The sequence below is a fragment of the Kosakonia sp. PSU_27 genome (assembly GCF_039409795.1).
In the GTDB taxonomy this organism is placed as follows: domain Bacteria; phylum Pseudomonadota; class Gammaproteobacteria; order Enterobacterales; family Enterobacteriaceae; genus Kosakonia.
Genome location: NZ_JBCIVK010000006.1, coordinates 165,316 through 178,210, shown reverse-complemented (window position 1 = coordinate 178,210; position 12,895 = coordinate 165,316). Strand labels below are relative to the sequence as shown.

General features: G+C 55.9%; 14 protein-coding genes. 8 read left to right on the top strand and 6 right to left on the bottom strand.

Annotation, left to right across the window (positions count from 1 at the left end; genetic code table 11):
- Nucleotides 1–137: 137 nt before the first annotated feature.
- Nucleotides 138–545: a GNAT family N-acetyltransferase gene (locus AAIG26_RS16595; RefSeq protein WP_343181008.1), complete on the top strand. Its 408-nt coding sequence runs from the start codon at nt 138–140 to the stop codon at nt 543–545.
- Between the two features lie 31 nt (nt 546–576).
- On the opposite strand, the gene aguA is transcribed toward AAIG26_RS16595, so the two are convergent.
- Both aguA and aguB read right to left on the bottom strand, forming a co-directional pair.
- Nucleotides 577–1,659: an agmatine deiminase gene (gene aguA, locus AAIG26_RS16590; protein ID WP_343181007.1), complete on the bottom strand. Its 1,083-nt coding sequence runs from the start codon at nt 1,657–1,659 to the stop codon at nt 577–579.
- A gap of 3 nt (nt 1,660–1,662) precedes the next feature.
- Nucleotides 1,663–2,547: an N-carbamoylputrescine amidase gene (gene aguB, locus AAIG26_RS16585; RefSeq protein WP_020455649.1), complete on the bottom strand. Its 885-nt coding sequence runs from the start codon at nt 2,545–2,547 to the stop codon at nt 1,663–1,665.
- Nucleotides 2,548–2,680: 133 nt separating this feature from the next.
- Here aguB and AAIG26_RS16580 point away from each other — a divergent pair, with 133 nt between their 5' ends.
- Together AAIG26_RS16580 and AAIG26_RS16575 are read left to right on the top strand one after the other, a co-directional pair.
- Nucleotides 2,681–3,574 carry a LysR family transcriptional regulator gene (locus tag AAIG26_RS16580; protein ID WP_110093685.1) on the top strand — a complete coding sequence of 298 codons (894 nt, stop codon included), beginning with the start codon at nt 2,681–2,683 and terminating at the stop codon, nt 3,572–3,574.
- Nucleotides 3,575–4,183 carry a histidine phosphatase family protein gene (locus AAIG26_RS16575; protein ID WP_343181005.1) on the top strand — a complete coding sequence of 203 codons (609 nt, stop codon included), beginning with the start codon at nt 3,575–3,577 and terminating at the stop codon, nt 4,181–4,183.
- Nucleotides 4,184–4,199: 16 nt separating this feature from the next.
- Here AAIG26_RS16575 and AAIG26_RS16570 read toward each other — a convergent pair whose 3' ends face one another.
- The 3 genes from AAIG26_RS16570 to AAIG26_RS16560 form a co-directional block, all read right to left on the bottom strand.
- Nucleotides 4,200–4,580, bottom strand: coding sequence for a hypothetical protein (locus tag AAIG26_RS16570; protein WP_343181003.1), 381 nt, complete (start codon nt 4,578–4,580; stop codon nt 4,200–4,202).
- A gap of 134 nt (nt 4,581–4,714) precedes the next feature.
- Nucleotides 4,715–6,067 (bottom strand): glutathione-disulfide reductase, encoded by a 1,353-nt coding sequence (gene gorA / locus AAIG26_RS16565; RefSeq protein ID WP_020455643.1) that lies wholly within the window; start codon nt 6,065–6,067, stop codon nt 4,715–4,717.
- 82 nt (nt 6,068–6,149) lie between these two features.
- The gene (locus tag AAIG26_RS16560; RefSeq protein ID WP_343181001.1) at nt 6,150–6,992 is read right to left on the bottom strand and encodes a 23S rRNA (adenine(2030)-N(6))-methyltransferase RlmJ; all 843 of its coding nucleotides are present in this window, start codon (nt 6,990–6,992) and stop codon (nt 6,150–6,152) included.
- A gap of 194 nt (nt 6,993–7,186) precedes the next feature.
- Between AAIG26_RS16560 and AAIG26_RS16555 the strand changes: the two genes are divergently transcribed.
- The 3 genes from AAIG26_RS16555 to rsmJ all read left to right on the top strand — a co-directional run bounded on the left by AAIG26_RS16555 (nt 7,187) and on the right by rsmJ (nt 11,439).
- Nucleotides 7,187–8,455 carry a phosphatase PAP2 family protein gene (locus AAIG26_RS16555; RefSeq protein WP_343180999.1) on the top strand — a complete coding sequence of 423 codons (1,269 nt, stop codon included), beginning with the start codon at nt 7,187–7,189 and terminating at the stop codon, nt 8,453–8,455.
- A 184-nt stretch (nt 8,456–8,639) separates the two neighbouring features.
- A complete protein-coding gene (gene prlC / locus AAIG26_RS16550) occupies nt 8,640–10,682 on the top strand; it encodes an oligopeptidase A (RefSeq protein WP_343180997.1) in 2,043 nt (680 codons plus the stop codon).
- A gap of 4 nt (nt 10,683–10,686) precedes the next feature.
- The gene (gene rsmJ / locus AAIG26_RS16545) at nt 10,687–11,439 is read left to right on the top strand and encodes a 16S rRNA (guanine(1516)-N(2))-methyltransferase RsmJ (RefSeq protein ID WP_343180996.1); all 753 of its coding nucleotides are present in this window, start codon (nt 10,687–10,689) and stop codon (nt 11,437–11,439) included.
- Between the two features lie 189 nt (nt 11,440–11,628).
- Here the strand turns inward: rsmJ and uspA are convergent, their stop codons facing one another.
- On the bottom strand, nt 11,629–12,066 hold the full coding sequence (uspA, locus tag AAIG26_RS16540) for a universal stress protein UspA (RefSeq protein ID WP_007369617.1): 438 nt from the start codon (nt 12,064–12,066) through the stop codon (nt 11,629–11,631).
- Between the two features lie 26 nt (nt 12,067–12,092).
- Here uspA and AAIG26_RS16535 point away from each other — a divergent pair, with 26 nt between their 5' ends.
- Nucleotides 12,093–12,308 carry a hypothetical protein gene (locus AAIG26_RS16535; protein WP_097406451.1) on the top strand — a complete coding sequence of 72 codons (216 nt, stop codon included), beginning with the start codon at nt 12,093–12,095 and terminating at the stop codon, nt 12,306–12,308.
- A gap of 207 nt (nt 12,309–12,515) precedes the next feature.
- Nucleotides 12,516–12,854 (top strand): universal stress protein UspB, encoded by a 339-nt coding sequence (gene uspB, locus AAIG26_RS16530; protein ID WP_020455637.1) that lies wholly within the window; start codon nt 12,516–12,518, stop codon nt 12,852–12,854.
- The last annotated feature ends 41 nt before the right edge of the window (nt 12,855–12,895 follow it).

Sequence of the window (12,895 nt, the reverse complement as noted above, 5' to 3'; positions counted from 1 at the left end):
AAAACGTACTGAAGCTCATTTAACGCCGCGGCGAAATTAGGAGCATTCGTTTTGCAACGATTTGTGAACAATCGCCCGCAGAACCTAATCATGGGGTGTAGCCGGTCCGTACCCCCGCAATGACTGAGGAAAAGCCTTTGCAGCTCGTCTCTATTACGTTAGAGCAATGTCTCGATATCCGCCATACGGTACTGTGGCCGCATCTTGCCCGCAATGCTTCACGCGTAGAAGGCGATGAAGACGCCTGGCATTTTGGTGTGGCTGAAGACGGGAAAATTGTCAGTTGCTTATCGGTTTTTATGCTTGATGAACGGCGGTGTCAAATCCGTAAATTCGCCACCTTACAAGCGCATCAGCAGCAAGGTTATGGCCGTTTTCTGTTGCAGAGCGTGCTGGAAAAGTTAGTCCGGGCGGGCGTTGATTTTGTGCAACTGGATGCCAGAACGTCGGCGGCGGCATTTTACGCGCGCTTTGGCTTTATGGCGCAAGGCGAGCCGTTTTATAAACAAGAAGTGCAGTACATTCGTATGTCACGCACATTGTAAAACCCGGCGACGAACGCCGCCGGGGTAATGATTAACGCGGGATTTGCTGCGTAATGCAGTGGATGTTGCCACCGCCGAGCAAAATCTCACGCGCCGGAACGCCGGTGATGACGAAATCCGGGAACATCTCTTCGAACAGCGCCTGCGCTGCGCCATCGGTGGCCGCGTCCAGCAGCGGGTAAATAATCTGCTGGTTACTGACCAGATAGTTAACGTAAGAACCCGCCAGGCGGTTGCCTTCGTGGCGCTCAATCGCCGTGCCTTTTTCGACATCACGGGTCTCTTCGGCGCTGGCGAACAGCGGCAGCGGAGACGGCACTTTCCACACTTTCAGCGTGCGCCCTTGCGCATCTTTGGTGTTTTCCAGCACCTCAAGTGCGGCAACGGAGCGCGCGTACTGCGGGTCGTTCTGGTCATCTGTCCAGTGCAGGGCCACTTCGCCAGGACGGACGAAACAGCACATGTTGTCGATATGACCGTCGGTTTCGTCATTGAATACGCCTTCCGGCAACCAGATAATCTGCGTCACGCCCAAATAATCGCGCAGTTGCTGTTCGATCTGCACTTTGCTCAGATGCGGGTTGCGGTTCGGGTTCAGCAAACACTCTGCGGTGGTCAACAATGTGCCTTCGCCATCGACATGAATGGAGCCGCCCTCCAGCACCAAATCGGTGTGATAGCACGGCATCTGGTGATAAGCCGCAACCTGCCCGGCCACCAACTGATCGCGATCCCAGCTTGCATACAAACCGCCATTCAGCCCGCCCCAGGCGTTAAATGTCCAGCTAATACCACGTTTTTCACCCGCGTTATTTATTACCACTGTCGGGCCGGTGTCGCGCATCCAGGCGTCATCGCTTTCCATCTCCACCAGCGTCACGTCCGCAGGCATGGTGGCGCGCGCTTTGGCCATTTCGGCGGCAGGCACGCCCATGATCACCGGCGTGTTGCGTGAAATCGCTTTGGCGACAGCGGCAAACGCCTGCTGCGCCGGCGCGGCGTCAGCACGCCAGTTATCGGTGCGGTAAGGCCAAATCATCCATACCGCCTGATGCGGCGCCCACTCCGCCGGCATGGCGAATCCATCTTTTGTCGGCGTGGTTAGCTGTGACATCGCTTAGCTCCTTACGCTGCCATCGGAGGTGGCAATCGCGCTGTACATATTCGGGCGGCGATCGCGGAACAGCCCCCATGCGGCGCGCTGCGCGGCAATGGCGTCGAGATCGAAGGTATGCACCAGCACCGCTTCGTCGGTTTTGTTTGCCTGTTCAACCAGCGCACCGGTTTGATCGGCGATAAAGGAAGAGCCGTAGAAGGTCATTTCCAGGCCTTCGATGTATTTGCTGGTTTCGGTGCCAATACGGTTAGACGCAATCACCGGAATGACGTTCGCGGCGGCGTGGCCCTGCTGCACGCGCGTCCAGTGCGGCTGGCTGTCGATATCCGGGTAAGCGGGTTCAGAGCCGATCGCGGTCGGATAGAAAATAATTTCCGCGCCCTGCAAGGCGAGAACGCGCGCGGTTTCCGGGAACCACTGATCCCAGCAGATGCCGACGCCGATTTTCGCATAGCGGGTGTTCCACACTTTGAAACCGGTATCGCCAGGGATAAAGAACTGTTTTTCCTGGTACGCCGGGCCATTCGGAATATGGGTTTTACGGTAGGTGTCGAGCACGCTGCCGTCGGCGTCAATCATCACCAGCGAGTTGTAATAGGCGTTGTTGCACTTTTCAAACAGGCTCAGCGGCAGCACCACTTCCAGCTCTTTAGCCAATGCGGAGAAGTGCTTGATCAGGGGGCTATTCGCTACTTCCTGCGCCAGCGCGTAGTGTTCCGGGCTTTGATCGATACAGAAGTAAGGCGCGGCGAACAGTTCCTGAATCAGGATCACCTGCGCGCCTTTGCTGTGCGCTTCACGCACCAGACGTTCAGCGTTTTGAATGTTCTTATCCAGATCCCAGCTACACGCCATTTGCGTTGCGGCGACGGTTACATTTCTCATAAAAAACTCTCCCGTTGTTCTCGGTTCAGGCAGTGCAAATCGACAGCACTTATTTTGCTGCAAACTATAGCAACGAAATACGTTATGCATAAAATGTATTGTTATCATGAAAACATGAACAGGATGCATAGTGGTGATCGACCTGAATTTGCTGCGGCTGGTACCGATTCTGGCGAAAGAGAAGAGCGTGACTCGCGCGGCGCTGAAAGCGAATCTGTCACAATCTGCCTTTAGCCATGCCCTGAATCGCCTGCGTGAACAGCTCAACGATGAGATGTTTATCCGCACGCGCAACGGCATGGAGCCAACGCCGTACGCCGCGATGATGATCCCGGTGATTGAGAGCGCGCTCAGCAAGCTGGATACCGCCACGCGCGGGCCAAGCCATTTCGACCCGCTGCGCGACGCACACACGTTTTATATTGGCGCGGTGGACTATTTCGAGTTCATGTTTATGCCGGTGCTGACCGCGCGCTTTAAAACCATTGCGCCGAATGTGCGGCTTTCGGTGGATATTCTTTCAGAAACCATCAAGGTTGAGCGGGTGGAGCAGGGGCAACTGGATGCGTTTATCGGCGTCGATAACGTACAACACATTCCCCATTATTTTAATAAACATAAACTTATATCCGACCACTTTGTCGCTATCGCCTCGGTCGAACGTACCGATTTGCCGGAACAGCTCACCATGAGACATCTGGTCAGTGAAGCGCAAATCCATTTACCGGCGGTCAGCTCCGGCGCGGATCATATTGACAGTTGGCTGCTCGAACAGCACCTCTACCGGCCGCTGGCGACGGTGGTGCAAAGTTACGCCGTTGGCGGGCGCGTGGCGGTGGCGACCGGCTATTTAATGTGTGTGCCGTTTCGCATTGCCAGGGAGCTGGCAACCATGTTGCCGCTGCGCATTATGCAGTTGCCGGAAGGCGCGCCATCGTATGATTTGCTGCTGCTGACACACCGGTTGTTCGACTACCAGCCCGCAGTGCAGTGGCTGATTAACGAACTGAAGGCGGCGAGGATTTAGATGAAAGTGATTTTAATACGCCATCCGCAAACCGAGTGGAACCTGGCGGGTATCATTCAAGGCCGGCTAGATAGCCCGCTAACACCGCGCGGTCGCGAAGAGGGCCACGCTTTGCTTCGCGGGCTGCGGGAGGCGGGGATTCACCCTGGCGCTGTTTTCTCATCGCCGCTCGGCAGGGCGCAGCAGATGGCTTTGCTGATTGCTGAGCAATATCACTGTGGTATCTGCCTCGACGAGGCGTTACAGGAGCAGGATTTCGGTGAGTTTGATGGTCGGCTGCTGAGCGATATTCGCCGGGAATATCCCCGTTTCGGTGATGATGAGGCTTTTCAACCGCCACAGGGTGAATCGCTGGGGCAGGCCGCTCAGCGGTTGCTCGACTTTTTACACCGCTTGCCGGATCTCTGCCCGCATGACACGGTAGCGCTGGTGTCGCACGGGCAAATTATGCAGGCGGCGATAGCGCAATTGCTGGAAAATTCCCTCGAAAATGTGGCGCGTTACCACCATCCCAATGCCAGTTATTCGTTGCTGGAGATCGACCACGACACCTGCCAGGTGGTGCGCTGGGGAGTGGCCAGCCATTTGCTGCGGCGAAAAAGTTTTTAACTTCAGCGCGCCATGCTCACTTCTTAAAAAAACGGATGATCTTTTGCCACAATGACGTTTTGGTTGCAGAGCGTGCCCACGAAGGGTTGAGCAAATCCCCCGGCAGCAGATAAGGGCGATCATCATCATCGCGCAGGTGCGCATTCAGGGCTGTGGCAATCTCCAGCATTTTCTCGTAGAGCGGCTGCGTGGGCGATTTGCTGTAGATTTCGCCATCACGCCACTCCAGCCAGCAGGTTTCTTGCCCTTTCCAGATGGCGTAAAATTCGCCATTTCGCCGATCAAAGGCGAGTTCGTTATCGCGGCTAATCAGCGCTACCCACTCTTCGCTGCCGATCGGCTGCGTTTCGCTTTCCGCCCAACATTCCGCCCGGGTGATATGCATTTCCCAGCCCATTGAAGGTTCCTTTTTTGCTGCTGAATAATGTTGCTATTTTTTCAGAAAATCGCGCCGGTAAGACGGTAAAAAAGAGAAGCCCGCCGGGGGCTTCTCTTCGTGCTTAACACACCGTAAAAACGTGCAGCCGCTGCTTAACGCATGGTGACGAATTCTTCTGCGGCTGTCGGGTGGATTGCCACCGTATTGTCGAAGTCTTTTTTGGTTGCGCCCATTTTCAGCGCCACCGCGAAGCCTTGCAGCATTTCGTCCATGCCGGATCCGATACCGTGAATGCCGACAATTTTCTCCTCCGGACCAACGCACACCAGCTTCATACGGCACGGCTGGCGGTGAGTGGTGACGGCGGTATACATCGCGGTGAAGGATGATTTGTAGATTTTCACCTGGTCATCGCCGTACTGCTCGCGCGCCTGCGGTTCGGTCAGGCCAACGGTGCCAATCGGCGGATGGCTGAACACCACGGTCGGAATGTTGCTGTAGTCCAGATGCTCATCCGGCTTGTTGTTAAACAGGCGTTCAGAGAGACGACGACCGGCAGCCACGGCAACCGGTGTCAGTTCCACCGCGCCGGTGTTATCGCCGACCGCGTAAATGCCAGGTACGCTGGTGTTCTGGAATTTATCGACTTCGATATACCCTTTGTCGTTGGTTTTCACGCCAGTGACCGCCAGGTTGAAATTATCGGTTGCCGGTTCGCGGCCAATCGCCCAAATCAGGCTGTCCACGGTTTGTGAACGACCATCTTCCAGTGTCAGCGTCAGGCTGCCGTCAGCGTTTTTCACCACCTCTTTCGGCACCGCGTGGGTGTGCAGCGTCGGGCCTTCTGCCGCCATCACTTCCACCAGCGTTTCGGTGATGAGCGGATCAAAGCTGCGCAGCGGCGCATGTTTACGCACAAACAGGTGCGTTTCGGCACCCAGGCCGTTGATCACACCCGCCAGTTCCACGGCGATATAACCTGCGCCAACGACCGCGACGCGTTTTGGCAGCGCGGGCAGGGCGAAGAAACCGTCAGAATCAATGCCATATTCCACGCCCGGAATGTTCGGGTGGCTTGGACGACCACCGGTGGCGATCAGGATATGATCGGCAGTGATCGTTTCGCCGTTCACTTCCACGGTTTTGGCATCGACAAAGCGCGCGAAACCGCGGATCACATCGACATTGTTTTTACCGAGCACGTTATCGTACGAAGTATGAATGCGGTCGATGTAGGCGCTACGGCTGGCGACCAGTTTGCTCCAGTCGAAATGATTCACGGTGGTGTCGAAACCGTAATCCGGGCCGTACAGATGAATCGCTTCAGAAATCTGCGCCGCGTGCCACATCACTTTTTTCGGCACACAACCGACGTTCACGCAGGTGCCGCCAAGTTCTTTTGCTTCGATCAGCGCGCATTTTTGACCGTACATAGCCGCACGGTTAATCGATGCGATACCGCCGCTGCCGCCGCCAATAGCGATGTAGTCGTAATGTTTGCTCATGGTTGTTTCCTTAATCCTGAACGAAGTCGAAAATATTCGCGATTGTAGCGCGCAGCCGAAAAGGTTCCACCAATGGCTGCGATTACTCCGGCACCACCTGGTGAATCAGCGTATGCCCGGTGCCGGCTGGCACCAGTTTGCTGTGCAGCCACGGCAGCACATTGTTCATCTGCGCTTCGAGTTTCCACGGCGGGTTAATCACAATCATACCGGAAGCGGTCATACCACGCTGGTCGCTGTCCGGGCGCACGGCCAGTTCGATTTGCAGAATGTTACGAATGCCGGTGGCTTCCAGATCGCGCAGCATGCGTTTGATTTGCTGGCGCATCACCACCGGATACCACAGCGCGTAAACACCGGTCGCAAAGCGTTTGTGACCTTCGCTGATGCCGCTGACTACCGCCTGGTAGTCGGTTTTCATTTCGTAGGGCGGGTCGATAAGGACCAGACCGCGACGCGAAACCGGCGGCAGTTTGGCTTTTAACTGCAGAAAACCGTCGGCGCGATCAACGCGGGTACGGCTATCTTTCTGGAACTCCTGGCGCAGCAGCGGGTAGTCGCTCGGGTGCAGTTCAGTCAGTTGCAGGCTGTCCTGCTCACGCAGCAGTTCACGGGCGATCAGCGGTGAACCGGGGTAATAACGTAACTGCCCGCTCCGGTTGAAATGGCGCACCACGTTCATATACGGCTCCAGCTCAGCCGGTAAATCATCCTGCTGCCAGATACGGGCAATGCCTTCCAGATATTCGCCAGTGCGTTCTGCATGTTCACCGGAAAGCTGATAGCGCCCGGCACCCGCGTGGGTGTCGAGATAGAGAAACGGTTTCTCTTTTTCTTTCAGCGCTTCGATGATCAGGCTCTGAACGGTGTGTTTAAGGACGTCGGCATGATTGCCTGCGTGAAAGCTGTGGCGATAACTGAGCATGGGTACTGAGATTCCGGAAAATAAACGAGATTTCGCACAGTTTACCGCAGATTAGCGCAGATTACCGTAACACCCGCCCGCTTGTTTCAACGCGGCGCAAAAGGTTTCAAAACATAACCACGTCATAAAACTGTCAAACAACGGCGCTAGCGTCATTTTCAGGCAAGGTAATTGTTTGAATAAAAGGATAAAACATGAAGACTCGTCTCACGCTTTTAACCGTCGCGCTGCTGTTGACTCACCAGGCGCTGGCAAAAGATGTGACTCTCATGCAGGCGCGCGATATCGCGAACACCACGACGCCCGCCTCGGAAAGCCCGGCCTATGTCGCGCTGGAAGCTCAGTCGCTGGCGGGGCTGCGCCAGGCGTTGCAGGGAAACGCTTCCTCGCTCACGCGCGACCAGCTTGAGCATTCTGCCCAGCATCAACAAGCGGACAGCGCATGGTTAAAAGCCCGAGGTTATGACTTCCAGGTGAAAGCCAATCAGCAAGCTGGCATCGCGCTGCTCTCCTCATTTATCGCGTTGCCGAAAACGACGCTGGATGCCAACCTGCAAACGGTCGAAGCGATTAACCTCGACGCAACCAAAGGCCTGCGTCGTCAGGCGCTGGCGGATGCCGAAGGGATCAGTTATCTCTACTTTGTAGCCGATGCACTGGGGCCAAAGCTTGGCAAGGCGTTTCTCACTGCTTATGACAAAGGCGAACTGGGGAAAGCGGCGGCGCTGATCAAAGCCACGGAAATCAGTACCGGCGCGGCGAAAAAGCACTTTGATTACAAACGCCCGTTCCTCATTCCCGGTAACACCATCCACTTGGTGCCGGACGATGTGGTGATAAAAGATAACAAAGCCTACACCGCAGACGGCGGTTCATTTCCCAGCGGGCATACCAATACCGGTTATACCGATTCGCTGTTGATGGCAGAAATGCTCCCGGAACGCTTTGAGGCGCTGATGACGCGCGGTGCGCGCTACGGCTATTCGCGCGTGGTGTTGGGCGTGCATTACCCGCTGGATGTGATGGGTTCACGTATGGTGGCGCAGCGCAATGTGGCGCATTTCCTGAACGACGCGGCTTACCGCGCAATGTTTAATGAAGCCCGCGACCAGTTACGGGCCGCGCTGGAAAAAGAGTGCGGCATGTCCCTTGCGCAATGTGCGCAAAGCGGCGGTAAAGATGACCCTTATCGTGACCCGGCAATGCGTGATTTCTACCGTTTTACGATGACCTACAATTTGCCGCAGCAGAAGGGAGCGGCGAAAGCACTGAAGGTACCGCAAGGCGCTGAGGTACTGCTGGAAGCGGCGCTGCCGAATCTCTCCGCCAGCCAACGGCGCGCCTTAATGGTGAAAACGGCGATCCCGGCGGGTTATCCATTATCTGGTGAGACTGACGAGCAGAATTTCTGGCAGCGTGTGGACCTGTCTGCCGCCTTTCAAATGGGGCATAAAACGCGCTGAATTTCACCCTACTCACGCCCGGTGAGCGCAATGCCGCCGGGCTTTTTCTTCGTTGCTGCTTATTGCAGCGATACCCACGCTAAGCGCATCGCGCGGGATTGAAATCTCCTACACTTAACCCCATGCTAGAAAACATTGCCAAGCGCCTAAGCGCTTTATTCACCTCATTCCAAGGACTGCGCATATGACCAACCCTTTATTGACGCCTTTCGTGCTACCGCCGTTTTCTCAAATCCTTCCTGAGCATGTTGTTCCCGCCGTGACCAAAGCGCTGGAAGATTGCCGGAACGCGGTGGAAAGCGTTGTCGCGCAGGGCGGCCCGTATACCTGGGCGAATCTTTGCCAGCCGCTGGCGGAAGTGGATGACCGTCTTGGTCGCCTGTTTTCGCCGGTCAGCCATCTCAACTCGGTGAAAAACAGCCCGGAACTTCGCGAGGCTTACGAACAAACGCTGCCGCTGCTCTCTGAATACAGCACCTGGGTAGGGCAGAACGAAGGGTTATACAACGCCTACCGCGATCTGCGCGATGGGGAGCATTACGCTTCGCTGAGTGTGGCTGAGAAGAAATCGGTAGATAACGCACTGCGTGATTTCAAATTGTCGGGCATCGGCTTGCCGAAAGAGAAACAGAAACGTTACGGCGAAATCGCCGCGCGTCTCTCTGAGCTCGGCAACATCTACAGCAACAACGTGCTGGACGCCACCATGGGCTGGAGCAAGCTCATCACCGATGAAGCGGAGCTGACCGGTATGCCGGAAAGCGCGCTGGCGGCGGCGAAAGCACAGGCGGAAGCCAAAGAGCAAGAAGGCTGGCTGCTGACGCTGGATATCCCGAGCTATCTGCCGGTGATGACTTACTGCGATAACCAGGCGCTGCGTGAAGAGATGTATCGCGCTTACAGCACCCGCGCCTCCGATCAGGGGCCGAACGCCGGGAAATGGGACAACAGTCCGGTGATGGCGGAAATCCTCGCGCTGCGTCACGAGCTGGCGCAACTGCTGGGCTTTGAAAGCTACGCCTTTAAATCACTGGCTACCAAAATGGCGGAAAACCCGTCGCAGGTGCTGGAGTTTTTAACCGATCTCGCCAAACGTGCGCGTCCGCAGGGCGAAAAAGAGCTGGCGCAGCTGCGCGTTTTCGCCAAAGCCGAGTTCGGCGTGGATGAGCTGCAACCGTGGGATATTGGCTACTACAGCGAAAAACAGAAACAGCATCTTTACAGCATCAGTGATGAACAGCTGCGCCCGTACTTCCCGGAAGAGCGCGCGGTAAACGGCCTGTTTGAAGTGGTAAAACGCATTTATGGCATCACCGCGAAAGAGCGTAAAGATATCGACGTCTGGCATCCGGATGTGCGCTTCTTCGAGCTGTATGACGAGAGCAACGAGCTGCGCGGCAGCTTCTACCTTGATCTCTATGCGCGTGTGAACAAACGCGGCGGCGCCTGGATGGACGACTGCGTGGGGCAGTTGCGCAGAGCCGATGGTTCGCTGCAAAAACCGGTGGCTTATCTCACCTGTAACTTTAACCGCCCGGTCAACGGCAAACCGGCGCTGTTTACCCATGATGAAGTGATTACCCTGTTCCATGAATTTGGGCATGGCTTGCACCATATGCTGACGCGTATTGAAACCGCCGGCGTGGCGGGTATCAGCGGTGTGCCGTGGGATGCGGTCGAGCTGCCGAGCCAGTTTATGGAAAACTGGTGCTGGGAGCCGGAAGCGCTGGCGTTTATCTCCGGTCATTATGAAACCGGCGAACCGCTGCCGCAGGAGCTGCTGGATAAAATGCTGGCAGCGAAGAACTACCAGGCGGCGATGTTTATTCTGCGTCAGCTGGAATTCGGCCTGTTCGACTTCCGCCTGCATGCCGAGTTCAGTCCGGAGCAAGGGGCGAAAATCCTCGAAACGCTGGCAGAAATCAAACGCCAGGTTGCGGTAGTGCCGGGACCGTCGTGGGGGCGCTTCCCGCATGCGTTCAGCCATATTTTCGCTGGCGGTTACGCGGCAGGTTACTACAGCTACCTGTGGGCCGATGTGCTGGCGGCGGATGCGTTCTCCCGCTTCGAAGAAGAGGGGATTTTCAACCGCGAGACCGGGCAGTCGTTCCTCGATAACATCCTCACCCGTGGCGGTTCGGAAGAACCGATGGAGCTGTTCAAACGCTTCCGTGGCCGCGAGCCGCAGATTGACGCGATGCTTGAGCATTACGGTATCGAAGGCTAACGCATTGAAAATTTGTTTGCTGGATGAAACAGGCGCCGGAGACGGCGCCTTATCTGTTCTTGCGGCCCGCTTTGGGCTGGAGCAGGACAATGACAACCTGATGGCGCTGGTGCTCACGCCGACGCATCTGGAGCTACGTAAGCGCGACGAACCGAAGCTCGGCGGGATTTTTGTCGACTTCGTGGCAGGCGGCATGGCGCACCGACGCAAGTTTGGCGGCGGGCGCGGTGAAGCGGTGGCGAAAGCGGTCGGCATCAAAGGCAGCTATCTGCCGGAAGTAGTGGATGCGACCGCCGGGCTGGGGCGCGATGCGTTTGTGCTGGCGTCGGTGGGCTGTCGGGTGCGGATGCTGGAGCGCAATCCGGTTGTCGCCGCGTTGCTGGAGGATGGTCTCAATCGCGGCTATGCCGATGCGGAGATTGGCCCGTGGTTGCGTGAACGGTTGCAGTTGATTCACGCCTCCAGTCTGACGGGGTTGGCGGATATTACGCCGCGCCCGCAAGTGGTTTACCTCGACCCGATGTTCCCGCATAAGCAAAAAAGCGCGCTGGTGAAAAAGGAGATGCGGGTGTTTCAGTCGTTGGTTGGCCCGGATCTGGATGCCGATGGTTTACTGGAGCCCGCGCGCCAGCTCGCCATCAAACGCGTGGTGGTTAAACGTCCGGATTACGCGCCGCCGCTGGCGGGGATCGCGACCCAATCGGCGGTTGTCACGAAGAGCCATCGCTTCGATATCTACCCCGGTTTGGGAGAGTAAGCAGACGGCGGCATGGATTGCGCTCTGTAAGGGTGTACCAAAAACCTGCCATATCTGTGGGCTTAACCCGACAACGCGGCGCCAACGCTTGTTGATAGGCACGTGGAGTTTGCCGTGAGCAATAAAAAGCCCGGCCGCATTGCGCGGGCCGGGCGGTATTTAGCCTAACGTTAAGCCGTTAGTGAAATATCAGTCTTCTTCTTCATCCCGCAGCGGGACAATCAGCATATCAACGTGCACGGTGTTAATAAGCTGGCGTGCGGAAGACATCAGTTTGCTCCAGAAGTCCTGATGGTGGCCGCATACCACCAGATCCATATCGTATTTTTTAATCGCATCCACCAGCACTTGCCCCAGATCGCCGCTGCCGCTCAGGGTTTCAGTGATCGGGTAACCCGCGTTGGTGGAAAGCTCTGTCAGCGCCTGATGCGTTTCGTCGGAGATACGTTTTTGCATATCGCCGAGGTTAACGTCGATAAGGCCTGTATAAAGATCGGAGTAGTTTACATCGACATGAATCAGGGAAATTTTCGCGTTGTACGGTCGCGCCATGGATACCGCTTTCTCAACCAGCAATTTGCTTTCGGGGGAGAGATCGACTGCGATAAGGATATGTTTGTAAGCCATAGTGTTACTCCTTCCATAAGTTGTCGATGACCATCGGGGTTAAACCCCCTGATGCTGTTGCACTGCGCCCGCATCCTGCGTTTCACGTGAGCGTAGCGCCCGGCCTTAAAGATCTCATTGTGAAGATATTTCTACCTTATAACGCTCTTTTAGCACCGTCAATCAACCTGGATCACGATTCACTTAAGCCAGATTTACAGCCAGATGCATTGATGATGGTGATGCTGGTGGCAAAAAAATAAACTGATCTCCTACACTATAAATAAACCGTACGGAAAACAGACGGTGTCCCTCAGTTGTCTGGCGCATGGAAGCGAAGTCAATTGCGGGACACCGCCTGTGTTGTCATCCCGTACGGCGATTAATACTCTTCGTTGTTTGGCTTGGTTGGGTATCCGGGAGCGAGGGTCCAGGAGCGAATCTCTGTGGGCGGTCGCCGGGGAGGGGATATGGTAATCAGCACTGTTGCGCTGTTTTGGGCTTTGTGTGTCGTATGTGTGATTAACATGGCGCGTTATTACTCATCGCTGCGCGCGCTGTTAGTAGTACTTCGCGGATGCGACCCTCTACTTTATCAATACGTGGACGGTGGCGGTTTTTTCACTTCCCACGGTCAACCGAGCAAACAGATGCGGCTGGTGTGGTACATCTACGCCCAGCGCTATCGCGATCATCATGACGATGAATTTATTCGCCGCTGCGAACGTGTGCGCCGTCTGTTCATTTTAACCAGTTCACTCTGCGGTCTGGTGGTGGTGAGCCTGATTGCGTTGCTGATTTGGCACTAAATTGAAACCATAAAAAAACGGGCCAGCAAGCGGGCCCGTTT